Raw genomic sequence first — 19334 nt, forward strand, 5'->3', positions numbered from 1 at the left:
TGGGGCTGGGTGGGCCGCGCGGCGCTCCGACGGCGGCCGGCGGGGGCGGTCAGATCGAGACCCCGCGCGACCGCAGCACGGAGTAGCCGACGAAGGCCACGGTGTCGAGCACGGCATGGCACACGACGAGCGGCATGACGCGCCGGGTGCGCACGAAGACGAGGCCGAGGACGAGCCCCATGACGATGTTGCCGGCGAAGCCGCCGAAGCCCTGGTAGAGGTGGTAGCTGCCACGGATCAGCGCCGAGAGCCCGATGACGAGCGGCCACGACCATCCGGTCTGGCGCCACCGCGTGAAGAGGTAGCCGACCATGATGACCTCCTCGAGGAGGGCGTTCTCGACGGCCGCGAGGACGAGCACGGGAGCCGACCACCACACCGCCTCGAGGTTGGCGGCCGAGACCTGGGTGTTGATGCCGATCGCCTTGGCGAGGAAGTAGAAGCCGAGCCCCGGGATGCCGATGACGGCGGCGAGCCCGAGCCCGCGGAGGAGGTCACGGCCGGGCTCGCGGCGGTCGAGGCCGACGAAGTGGCCGGCGCGCACGTCGACGGCCGGCCTCCGGACGTGGTTGAGCAGGTATAGCGCCAGGGCGACGGCGACGAGGGGCAGGACGATGCCGGCGAGCTGGTAGGCGAGGTCGAGCCACGGACGTCCCGGCGTGGCCGACTGGTTCATCGCCGTCGTCTGCTGTGACAGCGGGACCGGGCGGGTCAGCTTCTCGATGATGCTGAGGACGGCGTAGACGGCCGATGACCCGAGGCTGACCCCGAGCACGAGGACCGTCTCCCAGCGGAGACCGCGCCGCTCGGCCGGGTCGGTGACGGGGGCCGGGTCCCGTGGCGACGGCCGGGACAGGAACCGCGGGAGGGCGCTGCCGCCGTGGGCGGGGGCCTCGGTCGGTGCCGCACCGGCGTCGCTCGACATGGCGTCACTGTAGTCGCGCGGTGGACTCGGCCCACGGGAGCGCCGACCGCCGTAGGGTCCTTGCATGTCGTTGCTGGCGGGCTGGGCAGGCGGGGAGTTCACCGCGGACGGCTTCGCCTACCCCGTCTACGAACGTGGCGAGGGGCCCGGGATCGTCGTCGTGCACGAGAGCCCGGGCCTGACCCCGGAGGTCATCGAGCTGGGTGACGAGCTCGTCGAGGACGGCTTCACCGTGACGATGCCGCACCTGTTCGGCTCGTCGCACGCGCCACCGCACACGTGGGAGGCCCTGCGAGTCGTGCCGCGGCTCTGCGTCACCCGCGAGTTCACGATGTTCGCGACGGGTCGCACGGCACCGCTTGCCGGGTGGCTGCGTGCCCTGGCGCGGGACCTGCACCTCCGCGCGGGCGGCCCGGGAGTGGGGGCGATCGGCATGTGCGTGACCGGTGGTTTCGCGCTCGCGATGATGGTCGACCCCGTCGTGGTGGCGCCCGTCGTCGCCCAGCCGGCGACACCGCTGCCGCTCGGACGGCGGCGGGCCGCAGACATCAACCTGGCGGCTGCGGACCTCGAGGTGGTGCGACGCCGCGTCGCGCAGGGGTGTCCGGTGCTCGGTGTCCGCTACCGCGGGGACTGGGCCACGGGGACGCGGTTCGAGACGCTGCGTCGTGAGCTCGGCGACGGCTTCATCGCGGTCGAGCTCGACGGCCACGACCATGCGACGCTCACGGACCACAAGCACCCGGAGGCCGTCGCGGCTGTCCGCGACTTCTTCCGAGAGCGCCTTCGTGCGCCGGGCTGAGCTCATTCGGGGCGAAACTCCTTGGCGCACAGGGTAGGCAGCGGCATACCGTCTCGGCATGTCATCGGCACTCCGCACCGTCCTGCGCTCCCGTCTGACGACGGCCATGCGCGAGCGCGACCGGGCAGCCGCCAGCGTGCTGCGCACCGCCGTGGCCGCGATCGAGAACGCCGAGGCCGTGCCCGTCGACGACGGCCACACCGTCGCGACGTCGGCCGACGTGGCCGGTGCGGCTGTCGGGCTCGGGGTGACGGAGGCCGAGCGTCGTCGGCTCGACGACGCCACCGAGCGCTCGCTCGTGGTCGCCGAGGTGCGGTCGCTCGTCGAGGCGGAGGCCGCGTACGCCGCCGCCGGGGACCGCGAGCGGGCCCGGGACGCGGCGGCGGGGGTGGCTCTCCTGCGGGCCGTTCTCGACGAGTCGGCCGGGGCCGGCGACTGAGCCCCCGCCGTCCACAGGGGTGGTGCACAAGCTGTGCACCGACGCGTACAACCGGTGGAGAAACGGGGCCTTCCTGTGGACGACACGCCGCCCGCCTGTGGACCGCCGAAATGTTTCGCGAAAGCCCTTGCGGACCCCGTCGCTGCGGGATAGAAATCTCTCACGCCCTCCCCTCGGGGAGAGCGGGACGACTCGGAGACGAGGGTCCACACGGTGGGGCAACCCACTGCGGCAGCCGGGTGACGAGGCGGCCGGGACCGGAGACGACGAGAAGTCGATCGGGAGCGTCATCATCGACCGATCAACCAGAAGGGCCCTTGAGACTCATACTCCCAAGGGCCCTTCGCCTTTGTGCTGCAAGCGTTGTGCTGCAACGGAACTCGCGTCAGGCGCTGCTCCGCTCGGCCGGCCTCCACGGTGTGAGCCACGGCGTCTCGGGCCAGCCCTCCCGGGCGGCCACGAGCTCGTACGTCGTCGCGCCGTCGATCGACTCGCGGACGATGTCTGCGTGCCCGGCGTGCCGGGCGAGCTCCTCGACGAGGTGCATCGCGACCCAACGCACCGACCACGCGTCGACGTCCTGGGGGAACCACGGGGCGTCGCGCGGCACCGGCACGGCGGCTCCGAGGTCGGCCCGGCGGAGCACCTCGCGGGTCGTGTCGCCCTGGGCGGCGAGCGCGGCCAGGAGCGACTCGAGTGAGTCACCGTCGGTGACGCGGAAGTCGTCGCCCCAGGCGGTGGCCTGCTCCTCGAGGGACCGGTCCGGCGGGGCCGGCGCCTCGGGCGCCGCAGCCATGCGCTCGGTCCAGCCGCGCTCGCACGTGGTGACGTGCTTGACGAGGCCGCCGATGCTGAGGGTGCCGGCGGTCGGTGCGAGTCGGATCTGCTCCTCGGTCAGGCCGAAGGCGACGGTGGCGAAGGCGTCGCGCTGCTGGTCGAGGTAGGCGATGAGACTCTCGCGCTCGTCGGCGACGGGTGGGACGTGGGCTGCCATGTCTGGTCCTTCTCTCAGTCGTTGCGGTGGGCGTAGAGGTCACGGAGCAGCGCGATCTCTGCGCCGTGGTGGATGAGCTCACGGTTGATGTGGAGGACGAGCTCGACGCGCGGGTGCTCGGCCCAGGGGCCCTCGCTCGGTCCGCACGGCTCGGCGAGCGCGGCCTCGTCCCAGCCCCGGGCGCCTGCGGTCCAGGCGGCGAAGGCCGCGTCGACCTGGGCCAGGGCCTCGTCGGCGGTGCCGGCGTAGTCGAAGGTGAGGTAGTCGACCTCGGGGCCGCCGAAATGGCTGTGCACCCGGGCGCCGAGGACGCCGACGACGATGTGCGCGAGCCGCCAGGCGATGGTCGTGACGGGTGCGGGGACGGGCTCGGGGTGGGCGAAGTCGATGGTGAGCGCACCGCTGCCGCCCTGGATCTCGGTCGTGCCCTGTCCGCGCGGGTGGACGTTCCACGCGCCGGGAGTCGGCTCCCAGAGGTACTCCTCGTCGGTCAGTCCCTCGAGGCGGGGGCGCAGCTGGTTGGTCCAGTGCCGGGCGGCTTGGTCGACGAGGGCCGAGGTCCAGTCGATGGAGGTCTGTGTCGTGGTCATGGCTCGACCCTCCCAGCCATATAGGACAGTTCCTGTCCGCAGAGGCTGTCATGCTCGAGCCATGTCCACGACGTCCGACAGCGGCTCCGGCACGACGGCCCGCGTGCTGCGCCTGCTCGACCTGCTCCAGAGCCGACCCGTCTGGAGCGGCACCGAGCTCGCCGACCGCCTGGGCGTCACGACCCGGAGCGTGCGCCGCGACGTCGAGCGGCTGCGCGACCTCGGCTACCCCGTCAACGCCGCCCACGGAGCCGGTGGCGGCTACCAGCTCGGCGCCGGGCGACGCCTGCCACCGCTCCTGCTCGACGACACCGAGGCCGTCGCCGTCGCCGTCTGCCTCCGGCTCGCGGCCGGTGGCACGGTCGAAGGGCTCGGGGAGGCAGCGGTGCGCACGCTCGCCAAGCTCGACCAGGTGCTGCCGGGGCGGCTACGCGCGCAGGTCGAGGCCATCCACGAGGCCACCGTGACGCTCGACGGTGGCGCCGCGCCGGTCGATGCGGCGACCCTCCTGCTGCTCGCGCGTGCCTGCCGCGAGACGGAGCGGGTCACCTTCGCGTATGCCGGCCCGCGCGGTTCGGGGGAACGCCGCGTCGAGCCCTACCGCCTCGTCGCCACCGGACGCCGCTGGTACCTGCTCGCCTACGACCTCGACCGCGAGGACTGGCGCACCTTCCGGCTCGACCGGATGGCCGATGCCGACACCCGCGGCTGGCGCTTCCGCCCGCGCGACGACGCGCCCGACGCCGCCGAGCACGTGCAGCGGGCGATCAGCCGCGACGCGTACGACCACGTCGCCCGAGTGCGCATCGAGGCGCCGAAGTCGTCGGTGGACCAGCAGGTCCCGCCATCGGTCGGCACGGTCACGGCAGACGGCCCCGACCGCTGCATCTTCGAGGCCGGCGGCAACCACCTCGGCGCGATGGCGATGCACCTGGGTGCCCTGCCGTGGGAGATGACCGTGCTCGACCCGCCGGAGCTGCGCGAGGTCATGCGCGAGCAGGCGGCCCGGATGCTCCGCGCCGTGGGAGACCCCGCCACCGGCTGACCGGGCCGGTGCGCTCGTCGGGGCCGACGGCATACGCGACCACACGCAGTCGAGTGAGCGCCCCGTCCCACACGAGTGAGCGCCCCGTCCCACACGACATCCGTGTTGCGCAGACGATCTGAGACCGCCCGCGGAGTTGGGGTTAGGCGCTCACTCGAGTGTGGTCGGGCGCTCACTCGAGTGTGGTCGGGGGTCAGCCGGTGTTGCGCAGGCCAGCGGCGATGCCGTTGATCGTCAGGAGCAGTGCGCGCTGCACGTCCGCATCCGGCTCGACGTCGTCGGGCACCGCGCGCGACCGGGCGAGGAGCGAGGTCTGCAGCGCGTGGAGCGGGGCGAGGTAGCTGTCGCGCAGGTCGAGCGTGCGCCGCAGGACGGGGGCCGCCTCGAGCAGCTCCTTCTGACCCGTGACCCGCAGCACCTCCTCGACCGTCCGCGCGTGCTCCTCGCGGATCGTGTCGAAGACCCCGGCCACGTCGTCGGGCACGAGGGCCCGCACGTAGCCGGCGGCGATGTCGAGGTCCGACTTCGCGAGCGTCATCTGGACGTTGGACAGGAACGTGCGGAAGAAGGCCCACGAGCCGTACATCTCGCGCAGCGTCTTCTCGCGGCCGTCCTCGCGAGCCGCGGCGAGACCGGAGCCGACGCCGAACCAGCCCGGCAGGATGATCCGCGACTGGGTCCAGCCGAAGACCCACGGGATGGCGCGGAGGTCTTCGAGCCCGCCCTCGCCGCCGGGTCGCTTGGAGGGCCGCGAGCCGATGTTCATCTTGCCCAGCTCGTCGACCGGCGTCGCCGACACGAAGAAGGGCACGAGCCCGGGGCCGCGCACGAGGGAGCGGTAGGCGTCCTGGCCACGACCCGCGACGAGGTCCATCGTGCCGTTCCAGCCGTCGAGGACGTCCTGGGGGAGCAGGGACCTCCGGTGCAGGACCGAGGCCTCGAGCACCGCGGCGAGGGCGACCTCGAGGTTGAATCGCGCGAGTCCGGGCAGCGTGTACTTGTCGCTGATGACCTCGCCCTGCTCGGTGATCTTGATCGGGCCGTCGAGGCTGCCGTAGGGCTGGGAGAGGATCGCCTCGCCGGTCGGGCCGCCGCCACGTCCGACCGAACCGCCTCGGCCGTGGAAGAGCCTCAGGACGACGCCGTGCTGGCGGGCGACGTCGCGCAGGGCGCGCTGGGCCCGGTGGATCTGCCACTGCGAGGCGGCGATCCCGGCGTCCTTCGAGGAGTCGGAGTAGCCGAGCATGATCTCCTGCACGTCCCCGCGGGCCGCGACGACACGGCGGTACGACGGGTCGGACAGCAGTGCGTCGAGGAGCGGTCCGGCGGCCTCGAGCTCGGCGACGGTCTCGAAGAGCGGCGCGAATCCGATGCGCGCGCTGGCCGGCGTCGAGTCGGTGCCCGTGTCGACGAGGCCTGCCTCACGGGCCAGCACGACGACGGCGAAGAGGTCGTCGACGTCGTGGGTCATCGACACGATGTAGGTCTCGATCGCCTCGGGGCCGTAGGTGTCGAGCGCTCTCACGATCGCCGCCATGAGTGACAGGGACGCCTGCGCGGCGTCGCCGACGTCGTGGACGCCGACACCGGTGAGCGGACGGCGCGAGGCCATCTCGCGGGACAGCACCGTGATGCGTGCGGCGTGGTCGAGCTCGTTGTAGGGCGTGTCCAGGCCGCCGATGCGGTCGTAGAGGTCGGCGAGGGCGGCGTGGTGCTTCGCGCTGTGCTCGCGCACGTCGAGCGTCGCGAGGCCGGTGCCGGTGGCGACGGCCGCGCGGATGAGGCGCAGGATCGCACCGTCCGCCGTCAGCGTGTCACCGGCCGCGAGCATCGAGTCGCGCATGAGGACGAGGTCGTCGAGCAGCTCGTCGAAGCCTGCGTAGTCGCGGCCGGGCTCGTGCGCGGTCCCGTGGGTGAGGCGGTCGCGCGTGCGCAGCAGCCGCACGCGCACGAAGCTGAGCTTGAGGCGGTAGGGCTCCTCCGCGTTGAGCCGGCGCACCGCGGCATACGTCACCGGCAGGGCCTCGGCGTCGCGCTCGAGGCTCTCGCGGAGGGCGTCGCTGACCTCGACGAAGCGGGTCGACGACGACAGCTCGTGAAGCATGTGGTCGAGCTTCTCGACGAGCTCGGCGAGGCCGGCGTCGTGCTGCATGCCGATGACCGCGAGGGTCACCTCGGGCGTGACGTTGGGGTTGCCGTCGCGGTCGCCGCCGGCCCAGGCGCCGAAGCGCAGCGGCCGGGCCGACGGTGGCAGCTCGACGCCGATGCCGGCGAGCGTCCGGTCGAGCTCGGCGAGCAGGTCGGGCACCACCTGGTCGGCCAGGAAGCGGAGCGTGTGCATGGCCGTGCGGGCCTCGTCGGTCGGCTCGGGCCGGACGATCCGCAGCTCGTCGGTCTGCCACATCATGTCGACGAGCTCGGCCAGCCGGCGCTCGGCACGCGGCCCGTCGGAGACGGGTCGGCGCGGGTCCTCGAGCTCGTCGACGGTCACGGCGATCCGCCGGAGCAGGTTGAGGACGGTGCGTCGCGTCGCCTCGGTGGGGTGCGCGGTGAAGACGGGGCGGTACTCCAGTCGGGCGAGGATCGACTCGAGCTCGGCGCGCTCGAGGCTCCCGGCCTCGAGCGCGTCCCCGATCCGTCCGACCGTCGCTGCCAGCGGGGTCTGCTCGACCGCGCTCAGCTCCTGCCAGCGGTGCAGCTGCTCGGTGACGTTGACGAGCTGGAAGTAGGCCGTGAAGGCCCGGGCCAGCACGACGGCGGTCGGGGCGTCGACGCCCTCGAGGAGCGCGCGCAGCTCGTCGTCCTCGGGCTCGCGGGCCAGCCCACGCACCTTCTCGACGAGGGCGAGCAGGTCGGCTCCCTCGTGGCGTTCGAGGGCCTCGCCGAGCAGCGCGCCCAGCTGGCGCACGGACGCGCGGAGGGCGGCGTGCTGCTGCGCCGACGAGACTCCGGAGGCGAACGTCGCGGCGTTCGGCTCGCGTCGGTCGGCCTCGAGGAGCTGCTCGGTCGTGGCGGGGCCCTGGCTCGTCATGGGTCTGTCGTACCGCGTCGAGGTTTCGTCGGCGTTTCGAGTCCACGATGGGGACCATCTCGTGGACACCGAAGTCCACCACGTGGACGGTTGTCGGGGTCGTCCGCGGCTCGTGACCTCGACGAGCCGCCACCTGGCGGGTTGTGGTGACGCGCGGTCGTGACGGGGCGCGTCGGTGCCCTGCGAGGATGACGGCATGACCACCGGCACCCTCGTCCTCGCGGCCACCCCGATCGGCGACCCACGGGACGCGGCCCCCCGACTGGGGCAGGAGCTCGCCACCGCAGACGTCGTCGCGGCCGAGGACACCCGTCGTCTGCGCCGCCTGCTCACCGACCTCGCCGTGACCCCGACCGGGTCGGTCGTCAGCTACCACGAGCACAACGAGGCCGCCCGGACGCCCGACCTCGTCGCCCGGCTCGTCGCCGGCGAGCGCGTCGTCGTGGTCACCGACGCCGGTATGCCGTCCGTCTCCGACCCCGGCTACCGTCTCGTCGCCGCTGCGGTCGACGCGGGCGTACGCGTCACGTGCGTCCCCGGACCGAGCGCGGTCCTCATGGCGCTGGCGGTCTCGGGCCTCCCGGTCGACCGCTTCTGCTTCGACGGCTTCCTCCCGCGCAAGCCGGGCGAGAAGGCCAAGGTCCTCGCCGAGGTCGCCGACGAGCGGCGCACCATCGTCTTCTTCGAGGCGCCGCACCGGCTCCCGGAGACGCTCGCCGCGATGCGCGACGCCTTCGGTCCCGACCGGCGGGCCGCCGTGTGCCGCGAGCTGACGAAGACGTACGAGGAGGTCCGACGCGGCACGCTCGACGAGCTCGTCGCGTGGGCCGAGGGCGGCGTCAAGGGCGAGATCACCGTCGTCGTGGCCGGTGCCGAGCGGGTGGTGCCCTCCCTCGAGGAGGCCGTGGCCGGCATCCGCACGCGGGTGAAGGAGGGGGAGCGGCTCAAGGACGTCGCCGCCGACGTCGCGGCGCGCACGGGGCTGTCCAAGAAGGCGCTCTACGACGCGTCGCTCGCCGCTCGCTGACCGCCCCGCCGGGCCGTCTCGACAGGCGAACCCCTTGCCTCCCGGGGAACAGCGGGCAAGGCTGCTCTCGTTCCCTCTTCGGAGGCCGGCGACCGTCCGGCCGAGTCGACAGCACAGCGAAGGAGCAAGGCATGGGCACCACTCGCACCGCCAGCACGCACTGGGAGGGCTCGCTCTTCGAGGGCTCCGGCCAGGTCAGCCTCGAGAGCTCGGGCATCGGCACCTACGACGTCAACTGGCCCTCGCGGGCGGAGTCGTCGAACGGCAGGACGAGCCCCGAGGAGCTCATCGCCGCCGCGCACTCCTCGTGCTACTCGATGGCGCTGTCGAACGGTCTCGCGCAGGCCGGCACGCCCCCGACGACGCTCGACACGACCGCCAACGTCACGTTCGTCCCCGGCACGGGCATCACCGAGATCGTGATCAGCGTCGTCGGTGACGTGCCCGGCATCTCGGCCGAGGACTTCCAGGCCGCCGCCGAGGACGCCAAGGCCAACTGCCCGGTGAGCCAGGCGCTCAAGGCCGTGCCGATCTCGCTCGAGGCCCGCCTCGGCTGAGCCCGCGCCGCTGCGGCCCCGCACGCCATCGGCGCCGACCCCTCCGGGTCGGCGCCGATTCCGTTGTGGGTCAGGGCCGCTCGTAAAGGCGCGGAGCCCTCAGTCCGACTCGACGGTCGACTTCAGCGCCTCGAGCATGCCCTGCCAGCTCTGCGAGAACTGGTCGGCCTGCTCCTGCGAGTCGTTGCCGTCCTGCTCGAGCGCCAGCGTGGTGCGGCCGTCCCTCGTCGGGGTCAGCGTGTAGGTGACGGTGTGGTAGTTCTCGGGCCGGTCCTCCCGGCCCATGAGCGGGCTGTAGTGCGTCATCGAGAGACGGTGGCCCTCCTCGACCTCGAGCACCTCGCCCTTGTCCTCGTAGGGCTTGCCCTCCATCTCGCCCTGCCAGGTGATCGGACTGCCCACCTGCCAGTCGGTGGTGAGGGTGGTGCCGGCCATCCACGACCTCACCCGGTCCGGCTCCGTCAGGGCGCCCCAGACGGCACGCGGCGGTGCGTCGACGATGACCTCTGCCTGTGCGATGTGTCCAGTCATGCCTCTGTCGTACCGCAGGAGGGCGTCTCGCGCCAGAAGGAAGCCGCCAGCGCGACCGCGCCGGAGCGGGCGACGGGGCCGACGGCATACTCCCGCGCGGCGCCGCGCGGGGCCCGCCTAGGATTGCTCGCCATGAGCCATGTCCTGTCTGCCGTCGCCTGGCCGTACACCAACGGCCCGCGCCACATCGGCCACGTGGCCGGTTTCGGCGTGCCCTCCGACGTCTTCAGCAGGTACATGCGGATGGCCGGGCACGACGTCCTCATGGTCTCCGGCACCGACGAGCACGGCACGCCGATCCTCGTCCTCGCCGAGGAGGAGGGGCTGACGCCGCAGGAGCTCGTCGACAAGTACAACGCCGTCATCGCCCAGGACCTCGCCGACCTCGGCCTGTCCTACGACCTCTTCACCCGCACGACGACGCGCAACCACTACGCCGTCGTGCAGGAGATGTTCCGTCAGGTCCACGCCAACGGCTACATGATCGAGCAGACGACGCGCGGCGCCATCAGCCCGTCGACGGGCCGCACGCTGCCCGACCGCTACATCGAGGGCACGTGCCCGATCTGCTCCTTCCCCGAGGCCCGCGGCGACCAGTGCGACAACTGCGGCAACCAGCTCGACGCCGACGAGCTGATCAACCCGCGCAGCAAGATCAACGGTGAGACGCCCGAGTTCATCGAGACGCAGCACTTCTTCCTCGACCTGCCGGCCCTCGCCGGTGCGCTCGGCGAGTGGCTCGCGGGCCGTGAGGCGTCGGGCACGTGGCGGCCCAACGTCATCAAGTTCTCCGAGAACCTCCTCAAGGACGTCCGCCCCCGCGCGATGACCCGTGACATCGACTGGGGCATCCCCGTTCCGCTCGAGGGCTGGGAGGACAACCCGAGCAAGCGCCTCTACGTCTGGTTCGACGCCGTCATCGGCTACCTCTCGGCGTCGATCGAGTGGGCCCGCCGCGTCGGCGCCCCGGAGCGGTGGCGCGAGTGGTGGAACGACCCGTCGGCCGTGTCCTACTACTTCCAGGGCAAGGACAACATCACCTTCCACAGCCAGATCTGGCCGGCCGAGCTGCTCGGCTACGCCGGCAGAGGTGACAAGGGCGGCGAGCCGGGGGAGTACGGCGTGCTCAACCTGCCCACCGAGGTCGTGGCCTCCGAGTTCCTCACCCTCGAGGGCAAGCAGTTCTCGACGAGCCGCAAGCACGTCATCTACGTCCAGGACATCGTCGTGCGCTACGGCCCAGACCCGATCCGCTACTTCATCTGCGCCGCCGGCCCCGAGAACCAGGACGCCGACTTCTCCTGGGCCGAGTTCGTCCAGCGCAACAACAGCGAGCTCGTCGCCGGCTGGGGCAACCTCGTCAACCGCACGGCCGCGATGATCGCCAAGAGCTTCGGCGAGATCCCGAGGGCGTATGCCGTCGAGCCCGTCGACGAGGAGCTGCTGGCCACGGTGCGGGGCGCGTTCGCGACCGTCGGTGCCTCCCTCGAGCGGCACCGGCAGAAGGCCGCCCTCGCCGAGGTCATGCGGGTCGTGGGGGAGGCCAACGCGTACGTCTCGAAGACCGAGCCGTTCAAGCTCAAGGGCGACGACGAGCGCGAGCGCCTCTCGACGGTGCTGCACACGCTGGCCCAGGCCGTCTCAGATATCAATACGCTGATCTCACCCTTCCTGCCCCACGCGGCGAACCGCGTCCACGCCGTCCTCGGCGGCGAGGGCGAGTTCATGCCGATGCCTCGTCTGGAGGTCGTCGCCGACCTCGACGACGACGCCCGGAGCTACCCGGTCATCACCGGCGAGTACTCCGCGACGCCCCGGTGGGAGTCGCGTCCGGTCGTCGTCGGGACGCCCGTCGCCAAGCCGTCCGGCGTCTTCGTCAAGCTCGACGCCGAGCAGGTCGTCGAGGACGAGCGCGCCCGCCTCGGCGACAGCGCGCCGGGCGGCACGCGGCACCACACCGACCCGCTCGCGGCGCCGAAGATGAGTGCGCCGAAGGGCGCCCGTCGGGGTGCCGGGAGCGCCACCGGGAGCGCCACCGTCGCCGACGCGGCACCGACCGCATGACCTCGCACGCGTCGGGGCAGCGGGGCCTGCCGGAGACGGCGCCGGACCCGCTGCCCATCGACGTCGTCGACAACCACGTCCACCTCGACATCACGCGCGAGGGTGACGAGCCGTTCGACGTCGCCGACGCGATCAAGGCCGCCCGCGCCGTCGGTGTGACCCGTCTCGTCCAGGTCGGGTGCGATCTCGACGGGATCCGCTTCACCATGGACGCCATCGACGCCCATGACGAGCTGGTCGGCGGAATCGCCTTGCACCCCAACGAGGTTCCACGCCTCGCGGCGGACGGTCGGCTCGAGGAGGCGTACGCCGAGGTGGAGCGCTGCGCGGCCCACGACCGCATCCGCGTCATCGGTGAGACCGGTCTCGACTACTTCCGCACCGGCCCCGAGGGGGTGCCGGTGCAGCAGGACGGCTTCCGCTGGCACATCGACCTCGCCAAGCGGCTCGGCAAGGCCCTGCAGATCCACGACCGCGACGCCCATGCCGACGTGCTCCGGATCCTCGGGGAGGAGGGGGCGCCCGAGCACACGGTGCTGCACTGTTTCTCCGGCGACCTGACGATGGCGCGCGAGTGCGTCGACCGGGGCTACTACCTCAGCTTCGCGGGCACCGTGACCTTCAAGAACGCGCGCGGCCTGCGTGATGCGCTGACCGCGATCCCGCTCGACCGGATCCTCGTCGAGACCGACGCGCCCTACCTCGCTCCGGCCCCGCACCGGGGTGCCACGAACGCCTCGTTCCTCGTGCCCGTGACGGTCCGGGCGATGGCCGCGGTGCTCAACATCGACGTCCCCGCGCTGTGTCGAGCGGTCTCGGAGAACAGCGAGCGGGTCTACGGCCCGTGGGGTGCGGAGCGAAGCGGGCAAACCGCCTAGCGCACTGCAGAACGTCGCGTCCACCGACACCGGTCTCCGTTACCGAAATTTGACCTTTCCGTGGTGTGTCGGTCACTGTGGACGACTGTTGGCCGGTTGCCACCCCGCATCGACCTCCTTCCGACGACGTGAGGAGGACGGATCGAGAGCGCGTTGCACCCGGGTCGTTCGACGTTCGGAGTGTTTTGATTTCTCGCAACGCCAAGATCCTGGCCGCCGCTGGCGCGGCCGTCGTCCTCACCGGTGGCGCCGTCGGCGCGACCCAGCTCGACAAGGCCGTCAACCTCTCCGTGGACGGCACGGCCAGCTCGGCCCACGTCTTCGGCAGCACGGTCGGCGACGTCCTCGACAGCCAGGGGATCGCGGTCAAGCCGGGCGACGTCGTCGTCCCTGCCGCGGACGCCCCCATCAGCGACGGCGACACGATCACCGTCAAGTACGCCCGCCTGCTGACCCTCACGGTCGACGGCAAGACGCGTCAGCTGCGCACGACCGAGACCACGGTCGACGGAGCGCTCCTCGCGCTCGGCCTCCGCGGTGAGGGTGCCCGCCTGTCGGTCTCCCGTTCGCAGACCATCGGTCGCCAGGGCCTGACCGTCAGCATCGTCACTCCCAAGGCCGTCACGGTCGTGGTCGACGGCAAGACGACGAAGAAGACGATCGCCGCGGCAACCGTCGGCGAGGCGCTGACGCAGCTCGGCGTCCGTGTCGGCAAGGCCGACAAGGTCAACCCGCCGGTCACGACCCGCCTCACCTCGGGTGCCAAGATCGCCGTCCAGCGCGTGCAGACCAAGGACAAGAAGGTCAACGAGTCCATCGCCTTCGGCACGACGAAGAAGAAGACGAGCGACCTCTACGCCGACCAGACCAAGGTCTCGCGTGCCGGTGTCGCCGGCGTGCGCACCGTCACGGTCCGCACCACCGTCGTCGACGGCAAGGTCGTCTCCACCAAGGAGATCTCCTCGAAGGTGACCAAGGCGCCCGTCGACCGCATCTTGCTCGTCGGCTCCAAGGGCCGCCCGGCCGCTGCCCCGCGCACGACGAGCACCGGCAGCACCGGCAGCACCGGCAGCACCGGCAGCACCGGTGGCTCCACCTCGGGTGCGGGCATCAACCTGGCCCGCGCGGCCATGTGGGACAGCATCGCCCAGTGCGAGTCGACCGGTAACTGGCACATCAACACCGGCAACGGCTACTACGGAGGCCTGCAGTTCCTCACCTCCACGTGGCTCGCCTACGGCGGTGGCGACTTCGCCTCCCGCGCCGACCTCGCCTCGCGCGAGCAGCAGATCACCGTGGCCAACCGCGTCTACGCCGACAACGGCACGTCGCAGTGGCAGTGCAAGGCCTGACCTGACGCCAGGCGTTGCCCTGCACGAGAGGCCCCCGACCGTCACGGTCGGGGGCCTCGTCCGTTCGTCGACGGGCGCGCGAGCGAGCGGGGCCGTGACACCCGCCCGGCGGCATACGCCATCGGGCACGGCCCCATAGGGTGAGCGCATGAGCAAGAAGGACGCGCCGGCCGTCGACGATGCCGCGCTCCTCGGGCCGGCACAGGTGCGTGAGCTCGCCGAGCGTCTCGAGGTGCGGCCGACGAAGCAGTGGGGCCAGAACTTCGTCGTCGACGCCAACACGGTGCGCAAGATCGTCCGGGTGGCCGGCGTGGGACCGCACGACGTCGTCGTCGAGGTCGGCCCCGGGCTCGGCTCGCTCACCCTCGCGCTCCTCCCGGTCGTCAAGCACGTCACGGCCGTCGAGGTCGACCCGCGGCTCGCGGGGGCGCTCGAGGAGACCGTCCGCTCGCTCCAGCCGGAGAACGCCGACAAGCTGCGCCTCGTCGCGGCCGACGCGCTGACGATCACGAAGCTCCCCGGCCCCGACCCCACCGCGCTCGTCGCCAACCTGCCCTACAACATCTCGGTCCCCGTCGTGCTCTCCTTCCTGCAGCACTTCCCGACGATCGAGCGCGTCCTCGTCATGGTGCAGCTCGAGGTCGCCGAGCGGCTCGCGGCCAAGCCGGGCAGCAAGATCTACGGCGTCCCGAGCCTCAAGGCCGCGTGGTACGCCGACGTCGAGCTGGCCGGGCGGGTCGGGCGCAACGTCTTCTGGCCGGCGCCCAACGTCGACTCGGGCCTCGTCGCGCTGCGCCGGCGCAAGCCGCCGAAGACGACCGCGAGCCGCGAGGACGTCTTCCGCTGCATCGACGCAGCGTTCCTCCAGCGACGCAAGTCCCTGCGTGGGGCGCTCGCGTCCTGGGCGGGGTCCGCAGACGCCGCCGAGCAGGCGCTCGTCACGGCCGGGGTCGACCCGCGCACCCGCGGCGAACAGCTCGACATCCTGACCTTCGCGCGCATCGCGGAGGCCCGACCGGAGGGCGTGCGTCCCGCCGAGCCGCGCGCACGCCGTCGGGGCCATACGTCCTGACGCCGACGAGTCGGCCCATAGGGTGGGCGCATGACTGTCGCTCCGACCCTGCCCGGCGCGGTGACCGTGCGGGTCCCGGCCAAGGTCAACCTCGAGCTGCGCGTCGGTCCCCGGCGCGCTGACGGCTTCCACGCGCTCGCGACCGTCTACCAGGCGGTCTCGCTGCACGACGAGGTCTCCGTCGCGCGCTGGGACGAGTGGCAGGTCGTCGCCGCGGGAGCGTATGCCGACCGCATCCCCACCGACGGAGCCAACCTCGCCGTCCGTGCCGCCCGTCTCGTCGCCGACCGCTGGGACGTCGACGAGCGCCTCTCGATCCGCATCGACAAGGACATCCCGGTCGCGGGGGGCATGGCCGGCGGGTCCGCCGACGCGGCCGCCACCCTCGTGGCGTGCGACCAGCTGTGGGGCCTCGGCCTCGACCGCGACGAGCTCGCCGAGCTCGCGGCCACCCTCGGCAGCGACGTGCCGTTCATCCTCTCCGGCGGCAACGCCATGGGCTCGGGCCGCGGCGAGCAGCTCGCGCCGGTGCTGGCCCGCGGCACCTTCCACTGGGTCTTCGCCATCAGCGACACCGGACTGTCGACCCCGGAGGTGTATGCCGAGTGCGACCGCCTGCGCGAACGAGACGGCATCGACGTGCCCGAGCCGCAGGTCAGCTCCGGGCTCATGGCCGCCCTGCGCTCGGGTGACCCGGCCCTGCTCGGCGCGGCCCTGCACAACGACCTCGAGCCGGCCGCCTTCTCGCTCCGCCCCCAGCTGCGCGAGCTGCGTGACGCGGGCGTCGAGTTCGGCGCGCTCGGCGGCATCGTGTCGGGCTCGGGCCCGACCGTCGCCTTCCTCACCGAGAGCCACGAGGCCTCGCTCGACCTGTCGGTGTCGCTCGCGGCCTCCGACCTCTGCCGCGACCTGCGACGCGCCAAGGGCCCGGTCCACGGCGCCCACGTCGTGGCGACGCCTCGCCACGCCGACTGAGCCGCGGGGGCTCGACGGTGGGCTGCCGGCTCACCGACGCCGGAGCGCTGCGGCACCCCTGAGCGGGACCGGCGACGCTGCGCGTGACCGGCATCGCTGAGCGGGATTCGGCGGCCGCCCGCGCAGGCCGTAGGGTCAGTCAGCGATGGCAAACCTGATCTCCCTCGAGCGCGTGTCGCTCGTCTTCGGCACGTCCCACGTCCTCGACGACGTCAGCCTCGGTGTCCTCACGGGCGACCGCATCGGCGTCGTCGGCGTCAACGGCGGTGGCAAGTCGACCCTGTTGCGCGTCATGGCCGGCTTGCAGGAGGCCGACTCGGGCCGCATCACCAAGCAGGGCGGCGCCGATGGCATCCGCATCGGCATGCTCGCCCAGGAGGACGCGCTCGACCCCGGGTGGACGATCCGCGAAGCGGTGCTCGGCGACCTGCCCGAGCACGTCTGGGCCGGCGACCCCCGCATCCGCGACGTCCTGACGGGCCTGCTCGGCGGCATCGAGGCGCAGAACGTCGGTGGCCTCGACAGCCGCGTCGGCCCGAAGTCCGGTGGCGAGCGTCGCCGGCTCGCGCTGGCCCGCCTGCTCGTCTCGGACCCCGAGCTGCTCCTGCTCGACGAGCCGACCAACCACCTCGACGTCGAGGGCGTCGCGTGGCTCGCGGACCACCTCGCGACGAAACGACCCCGACCCGGCAATGCGACCGTCGCGATCACCCACGACCGCTGGTTCCTCGACGCCTACGCGACGAACACGTGGGAGGTCGAGGGTGGCAAGGTCAGCGCCTTCGAGGGAGGGTATGCCGCGTACGTCCTCGCCAAGGCCGAGCGCGACCGCCTCGCCGGGGTCGTCGCCGACCGCCGCTCCAACCTCATGCGCAAGGAGCTCGCGTGGCTGCGCCGCGGGGCGCCCGCGCGCACGAGCAAGCCGAAGTTCCGCATCGACGCGGCCAACGCGCTCATCGCCGACGAGCCCGCCCCGCGCAACAGCGTCGAGCTCGCGTCGTTCGCGAGCCGACGCCTCGGCAAGGACGTGCTCGACCTCGAGGACGCCACGGTGTCCGTGGGCGAGCCGCCGCACGAGCGCCGCCTCCTCGACCACGTGACGTGGCGGCTCGCGCCGGGGGAGCGCATCGGCATCGTCGGGGTCAACGGCGCCGGCAAGTCGACCCTCCTGCGCGCGCTGACGGGTGAGATCCCGCTCGACGCCGGCCGCCGCAAGATCGGCAAGACCGTCGCCATCGCCCACCTCACGCAGGAGGTGCGCGAGCTCGAGCGCTTCGAGCAGTGGCGGGTCATCGAGGCCATCGAGGACGTCAAGCAGTGGACGACTCTCGGCGACAAGGAGATCAGTGCGAGCCAGCTCGCGACGCGTCTCGGCTTCCCCGGCGGTCGCCAGCAGGCGCGGGTCGGCGACCTCAGCGGTGGCGAGCGACGCCGGCTCCAGCTGACCCGCCTGCTGCTCACGGAGCCCAACGTGCTCATCCTCGACGAACCGACCAACGACCTCGACATCGAGACACTGACCTCGCTCGAGGACGTCCTCGACGGCTGGGCCGGCACCCTCGTCGTCGTCTCGCACGACCGCTACCTGCTCGAACGGGTGGCCGACAAGCAGCTGGCCCTGCTCGGGGACGGCAAGGTGCGCGAGCTGCCGGGCGGCGTCGAGGAGTACCTCCGGTTGCGCACGGCGGACATCGCGGCCCAGGTCGCACGCGCGGCCGCGCCCTCGGCCCCGAGCAGTGGCGCGGCTGCCCCATCGAGCTCGCCGGACGGCATACCTGCTCAGGCTGCGGCGACCGCGAGCCCGGCCGAGGTGCGCGAGGCGCGCAAGTCGATGGCGCGCATCGAGAAGCAGCTCTCGCGGTTGCAGGACCGTGAGGAGCGCCTGCACGGCGACATGGCCGAGAAGGCCACCGACCCTGCGGCCCTCGCCGACCTCAACGCGAAGCTGCAGGCCGTCGTCACCGAGCGCGAGGACCTCGAGCTCGAGTGGCTCGAGGCCGCGGAGGTCGTCGGCTGACTGTCCGGAGCCCGGGTCGCCGGGCTCTTGAAAGTATCTTGATGTCAAGATACTTTAGGGGCATGGAGATGTTCCTGCACCACGTCCAGGTGTCCGGTCCGGCGGGCTGCGAGGACGCCATGCGCGACTTCTACGTCGGCGTCCTCGGGATGACCGAGGTCGACAAGCCCGAGCGGCTCCGGGCCCGCGGCGGCACGTGGTTCCGGGCCGGCTCCGCCGAGGTCCACGTCGGCATCGAGGAGGGCTTCGTCCCGGCGCGCAAGGCCCACCCCGGCATCGCGGTCGGTGACGTCGCCGCCCTCGCGCTCGTCGTCGGGCAGGCGGGGGCGCCGGTGACGTGGGACGAGAACATCCCGGGCCTGCGCCGCTTCCACACCACCGACCCCGTCGGCAACCGGCTGGAGTTCCAGCAGGCGCAGCGGTGACCGGGTGAGGACCTCAGCCGTGCGAGTCGCGACGCGTCTCGCGGGTCTCCCGGGTCTCGAGCGGGGCCAGCATCCGCCGCAGCAGCCCGGCCAGCTGGGTCCGGTCGGTCGCCGACAGCTCCGAGAGCAGCGACTTCTCCTGCTCGATGAGGTCGGCCATCGCCGAGTCGACGACGTCGCGACCCGCCGGGGTCAGGCGCACGAGCACGCCGCGCCGGTCACCGGGGTCGGGACGCCGCTCGACGAAGCCGCTGCGCTCGAGTCGGTCGACGCGGTTGGTCATCGTCCCCGACGTGACGAGGGTCTGCTGCACGAGCTGGCCGGGCGACAGCTCGTAGGGCTCGCCGGCCCGGCGCAGCGCCGACAGCACGTCGAACGCCCACCCGTCGAGCAGGTGTTCGGAGAACGCCGAGCCGCGGGCGAGGTCGAGCCGGCGTGCGAGCCGCGACACCCGCGAGAGCACCTCGAGCGGCGACACGTCGAGGTCGGGGCGCTCCCGGCGCCAGGCCGCGACGATCTCGTCGACATCGTCGGCGGGCCTGCGGTCGGCGCTCATGCCCCCAACTGTAGTCGCCGTCAAGACTCTTGACATCGAAAGAAAGCGAGACGA

Annotated in this window: 18 protein-coding genes; 12 read left to right on the forward strand and 6 right to left on the reverse strand. The window is 72.2% G+C overall.

Features of this window, described 5'->3' with window-relative positions; genetic code table 11:
• Window positions 1-49 precede the first annotated feature (49 nt).
• Window positions 50-925 (reverse strand): CPBP family intramembrane glutamic endopeptidase, encoded by an 876-nt coding sequence (locus ASE25_RS16495; protein WP_082619910.1) that lies wholly within the window; start codon window positions 923-925, stop codon window positions 50-52.
• A gap of 64 nt (window positions 926-989) precedes the next feature.
• On the opposite strand from ASE25_RS16495, the gene ASE25_RS16500 reads away from it, so the two are divergent.
• Both ASE25_RS16500 and ASE25_RS16505 read left to right on the forward strand, forming a co-directional pair.
• Window positions 990-1727, forward strand: coding sequence for a dienelactone hydrolase family protein (locus ASE25_RS16500; RefSeq protein WP_056826708.1), 738 nt, complete (start codon window positions 990-992; stop codon window positions 1725-1727).
• Between the two features lie 58 nt (window positions 1728-1785).
• Window positions 1786-2166, forward strand: coding sequence for a hypothetical protein (locus ASE25_RS16505; protein ID WP_056826709.1), 381 nt, complete (start codon window positions 1786-1788; stop codon window positions 2164-2166).
• 385 nt (window positions 2167-2551) lie between these two features.
• Here ASE25_RS16505 and ASE25_RS16510 read toward each other — a convergent pair whose 3' ends face one another.
• The gene (locus ASE25_RS16510; RefSeq protein WP_056826710.1) at window positions 2552-3160 is read right to left on the reverse strand and encodes a DinB family protein; all 609 of its coding nucleotides are present in this window, start codon (window positions 3158-3160) and stop codon (window positions 2552-2554) included.
• Between the two features lie 14 nt (window positions 3161-3174).
• Complete coding sequence (locus ASE25_RS16515) at window positions 3175-3750, reverse strand: DinB family protein (protein ID WP_156415620.1); 576 nt, start codon at window positions 3748-3750, stop codon at window positions 3175-3177.
• A 61-nt stretch (window positions 3751-3811) separates the two neighbouring features.
• Between ASE25_RS16515 and ASE25_RS16520 the strand changes: the two genes are divergently transcribed.
• Window positions 3812-4795, forward strand: coding sequence for a YafY family protein (locus ASE25_RS16520; RefSeq protein ID WP_056777936.1), 984 nt, complete (start codon window positions 3812-3814; stop codon window positions 4793-4795).
• A 193-nt stretch (window positions 4796-4988) separates the two neighbouring features.
• Here ASE25_RS16520 and ppc read toward each other — a convergent pair whose 3' ends face one another.
• Window positions 4989-7826 carry a phosphoenolpyruvate carboxylase gene (gene ppc / locus ASE25_RS16525; protein WP_082622936.1) on the reverse strand — a complete coding sequence of 946 codons (2838 nt, stop codon included), beginning with the start codon at window positions 7824-7826 and terminating at the stop codon, window positions 4989-4991.
• A 196-nt stretch (window positions 7827-8022) separates the two neighbouring features.
• On the opposite strand from ppc, the gene rsmI reads away from it, so the two are divergent.
• Window positions 8023-8853 carry a 16S rRNA (cytidine(1402)-2'-O)-methyltransferase gene (rsmI, locus tag ASE25_RS16530; RefSeq protein ID WP_056777943.1) on the forward strand — a complete coding sequence of 277 codons (831 nt, stop codon included), beginning with the start codon at window positions 8023-8025 and terminating at the stop codon, window positions 8851-8853.
• 131 nt (window positions 8854-8984) lie between these two features.
• Window positions 8985-9410 (forward strand): OsmC family protein, encoded by a 426-nt coding sequence (locus tag ASE25_RS16535; RefSeq protein WP_056777946.1) that lies wholly within the window; start codon window positions 8985-8987, stop codon window positions 9408-9410.
• 99 nt (window positions 9411-9509) lie between these two features.
• Here the strand turns inward: ASE25_RS16535 and ASE25_RS16540 are convergent, their stop codons facing one another.
• Entirely contained in the window at window positions 9510-9941 is a 432-nt protein-coding gene (locus ASE25_RS16540) for an SRPBCC domain-containing protein (RefSeq protein WP_056826711.1), read from the reverse strand.
• 132 nt (window positions 9942-10073) lie between these two features.
• Between ASE25_RS16540 and metG the strand changes: the two genes are divergently transcribed.
• The 7 genes from metG (at window position 10074) to ASE25_RS16575 (ending at window position 18724) form a co-directional block, all read left to right on the forward strand.
• Window positions 10074-12005 carry a methionine--tRNA ligase gene (gene metG / locus ASE25_RS16545; RefSeq protein WP_056826712.1) on the forward strand — a complete coding sequence of 644 codons (1932 nt, stop codon included), beginning with the start codon at window positions 10074-10076 and terminating at the stop codon, window positions 12003-12005.
• Window positions 12002-12883 (forward strand): TatD family hydrolase, encoded by an 882-nt coding sequence (locus tag ASE25_RS16550; RefSeq protein ID WP_056826713.1) that lies wholly within the window; start codon window positions 12002-12004, stop codon window positions 12881-12883. Before metG ends, ASE25_RS16550 begins: the two co-directional genes overlap by 4 nt.
• Window positions 12884-13068: 185 nt before the next feature.
• A complete protein-coding gene (locus tag ASE25_RS23720; protein ID WP_056826714.1) occupies window positions 13069-14235 on the forward strand; it encodes a resuscitation-promoting factor in 1167 nt (388 codons plus the stop codon).
• Window positions 14236-14383: 148 nt separating this feature from the next.
• Complete coding sequence (gene rsmA, locus ASE25_RS16560; protein WP_056826715.1) at window positions 14384-15307, forward strand: 16S rRNA (adenine(1518)-N(6)/adenine(1519)-N(6))-dimethyltransferase RsmA; 924 nt, start codon at window positions 14384-14386, stop codon at window positions 15305-15307.
• A 30-nt stretch (window positions 15308-15337) separates the two neighbouring features.
• A complete protein-coding gene (locus ASE25_RS16565) occupies window positions 15338-16282 on the forward strand; it encodes a 4-(cytidine 5'-diphospho)-2-C-methyl-D-erythritol kinase (protein ID WP_056826716.1) in 945 nt (314 codons plus the stop codon).
• A gap of 145 nt (window positions 16283-16427) precedes the next feature.
• On the forward strand, window positions 16428-18299 hold the full coding sequence (locus tag ASE25_RS16570; protein ID WP_056826717.1) for an ABC-F family ATP-binding cassette domain-containing protein: 1872 nt from the start codon (window positions 16428-16430) through the stop codon (window positions 18297-18299).
• 62 nt (window positions 18300-18361) lie between these two features.
• On the forward strand, window positions 18362-18724 hold the full coding sequence (locus ASE25_RS16575; protein WP_056826718.1) for a VOC family protein: 363 nt from the start codon (window positions 18362-18364) through the stop codon (window positions 18722-18724).
• Window positions 18725-18737: 13 nt separating this feature from the next.
• On the opposite strand, the gene ASE25_RS16580 is transcribed toward ASE25_RS16575, so the two are convergent.
• The gene (locus ASE25_RS16580; protein ID WP_056826719.1) at window positions 18738-19280 is read right to left on the reverse strand and encodes a MarR family winged helix-turn-helix transcriptional regulator; all 543 of its coding nucleotides are present in this window, start codon (window positions 19278-19280) and stop codon (window positions 18738-18740) included.
• Window positions 19281-19334 lie beyond the last annotated feature (54 nt).

Origin of the sequence: Terrabacter sp. Root85 (assembly GCF_001429185.1) — a bacterium.
Classification (GTDB): Bacteria; Actinomycetota; Actinomycetes; order Actinomycetales; family Dermatophilaceae; genus Terrabacter.

Coding starts and splice junctions, on each gene's coding strand:
- ASE25_RS16580 (WP_056826719.1), bottom strand. CDS start 19,280: ATGAGCGCCGACCGCAGGCCCGCCGACGATGTCGACGAGATCGTCGCG.
- metG (WP_056826712.1), top strand. CDS start 10,074: ATGAGCCATGTCCTGTCTGCCGTCGCCTGGCCGTACACCAACGGCCCG.
- ASE25_RS16570 (WP_056826717.1), top strand. CDS start 16,428: ATGGCAAACCTGATCTCCCTCGAGCGCGTGTCGCTCGTCTTCGGCACG.
- rsmI (WP_056777943.1), top strand. CDS start 8,023: ATGACCACCGGCACCCTCGTCCTCGCGGCCACCCCGATCGGCGACCCA.
- ASE25_RS16495 (WP_082619910.1), bottom strand. CDS start 925: ATGTCGAGCGACGCCGGTGCGGCACCGACCGAGGCCCCCGCCCACGGC.
- ASE25_RS16540 (WP_056826711.1), bottom strand. CDS start 9,941: ATGACTGGACACATCGCACAGGCAGAGGTCATCGTCGACGCACCGCCG.
- ASE25_RS16535 (WP_056777946.1), top strand. CDS start 8,985: ATGGGCACCACTCGCACCGCCAGCACGCACTGGGAGGGCTCGCTCTTC.
- rsmA (WP_056826715.1), top strand. CDS start 14,384: ATGAGCAAGAAGGACGCGCCGGCCGTCGACGATGCCGCGCTCCTCGGG.
- ASE25_RS16500 (WP_056826708.1), top strand. CDS start 990: ATGTCGTTGCTGGCGGGCTGGGCAGGCGGGGAGTTCACCGCGGACGGC.
- ppc (WP_082622936.1), bottom strand. CDS start 7,826: ATGACGAGCCAGGGCCCCGCCACGACCGAGCAGCTCCTCGAGGCCGAC.
- ASE25_RS16565 (WP_056826716.1), top strand. CDS start 15,338: ATGACTGTCGCTCCGACCCTGCCCGGCGCGGTGACCGTGCGGGTCCCG.
- ASE25_RS16510 (WP_056826710.1), bottom strand. CDS start 3,160: ATGGCAGCCCACGTCCCACCCGTCGCCGACGAGCGCGAGAGTCTCATC.
- ASE25_RS16520 (WP_056777936.1), top strand. CDS start 3,812: ATGTCCACGACGTCCGACAGCGGCTCCGGCACGACGGCCCGCGTGCTG.
- ASE25_RS16515 (WP_156415620.1), bottom strand. CDS start 3,750: ATGACCACGACACAGACCTCCATCGACTGGACCTCGGCCCTCGTCGAC.
- ASE25_RS16505 (WP_056826709.1), top strand. CDS start 1,786: ATGTCATCGGCACTCCGCACCGTCCTGCGCTCCCGTCTGACGACGGCC.
- ASE25_RS16575 (WP_056826718.1), top strand. CDS start 18,362: ATGGAGATGTTCCTGCACCACGTCCAGGTGTCCGGTCCGGCGGGCTGC.
- ASE25_RS16550 (WP_056826713.1), top strand. CDS start 12,002: ATGACCTCGCACGCGTCGGGGCAGCGGGGCCTGCCGGAGACGGCGCCG.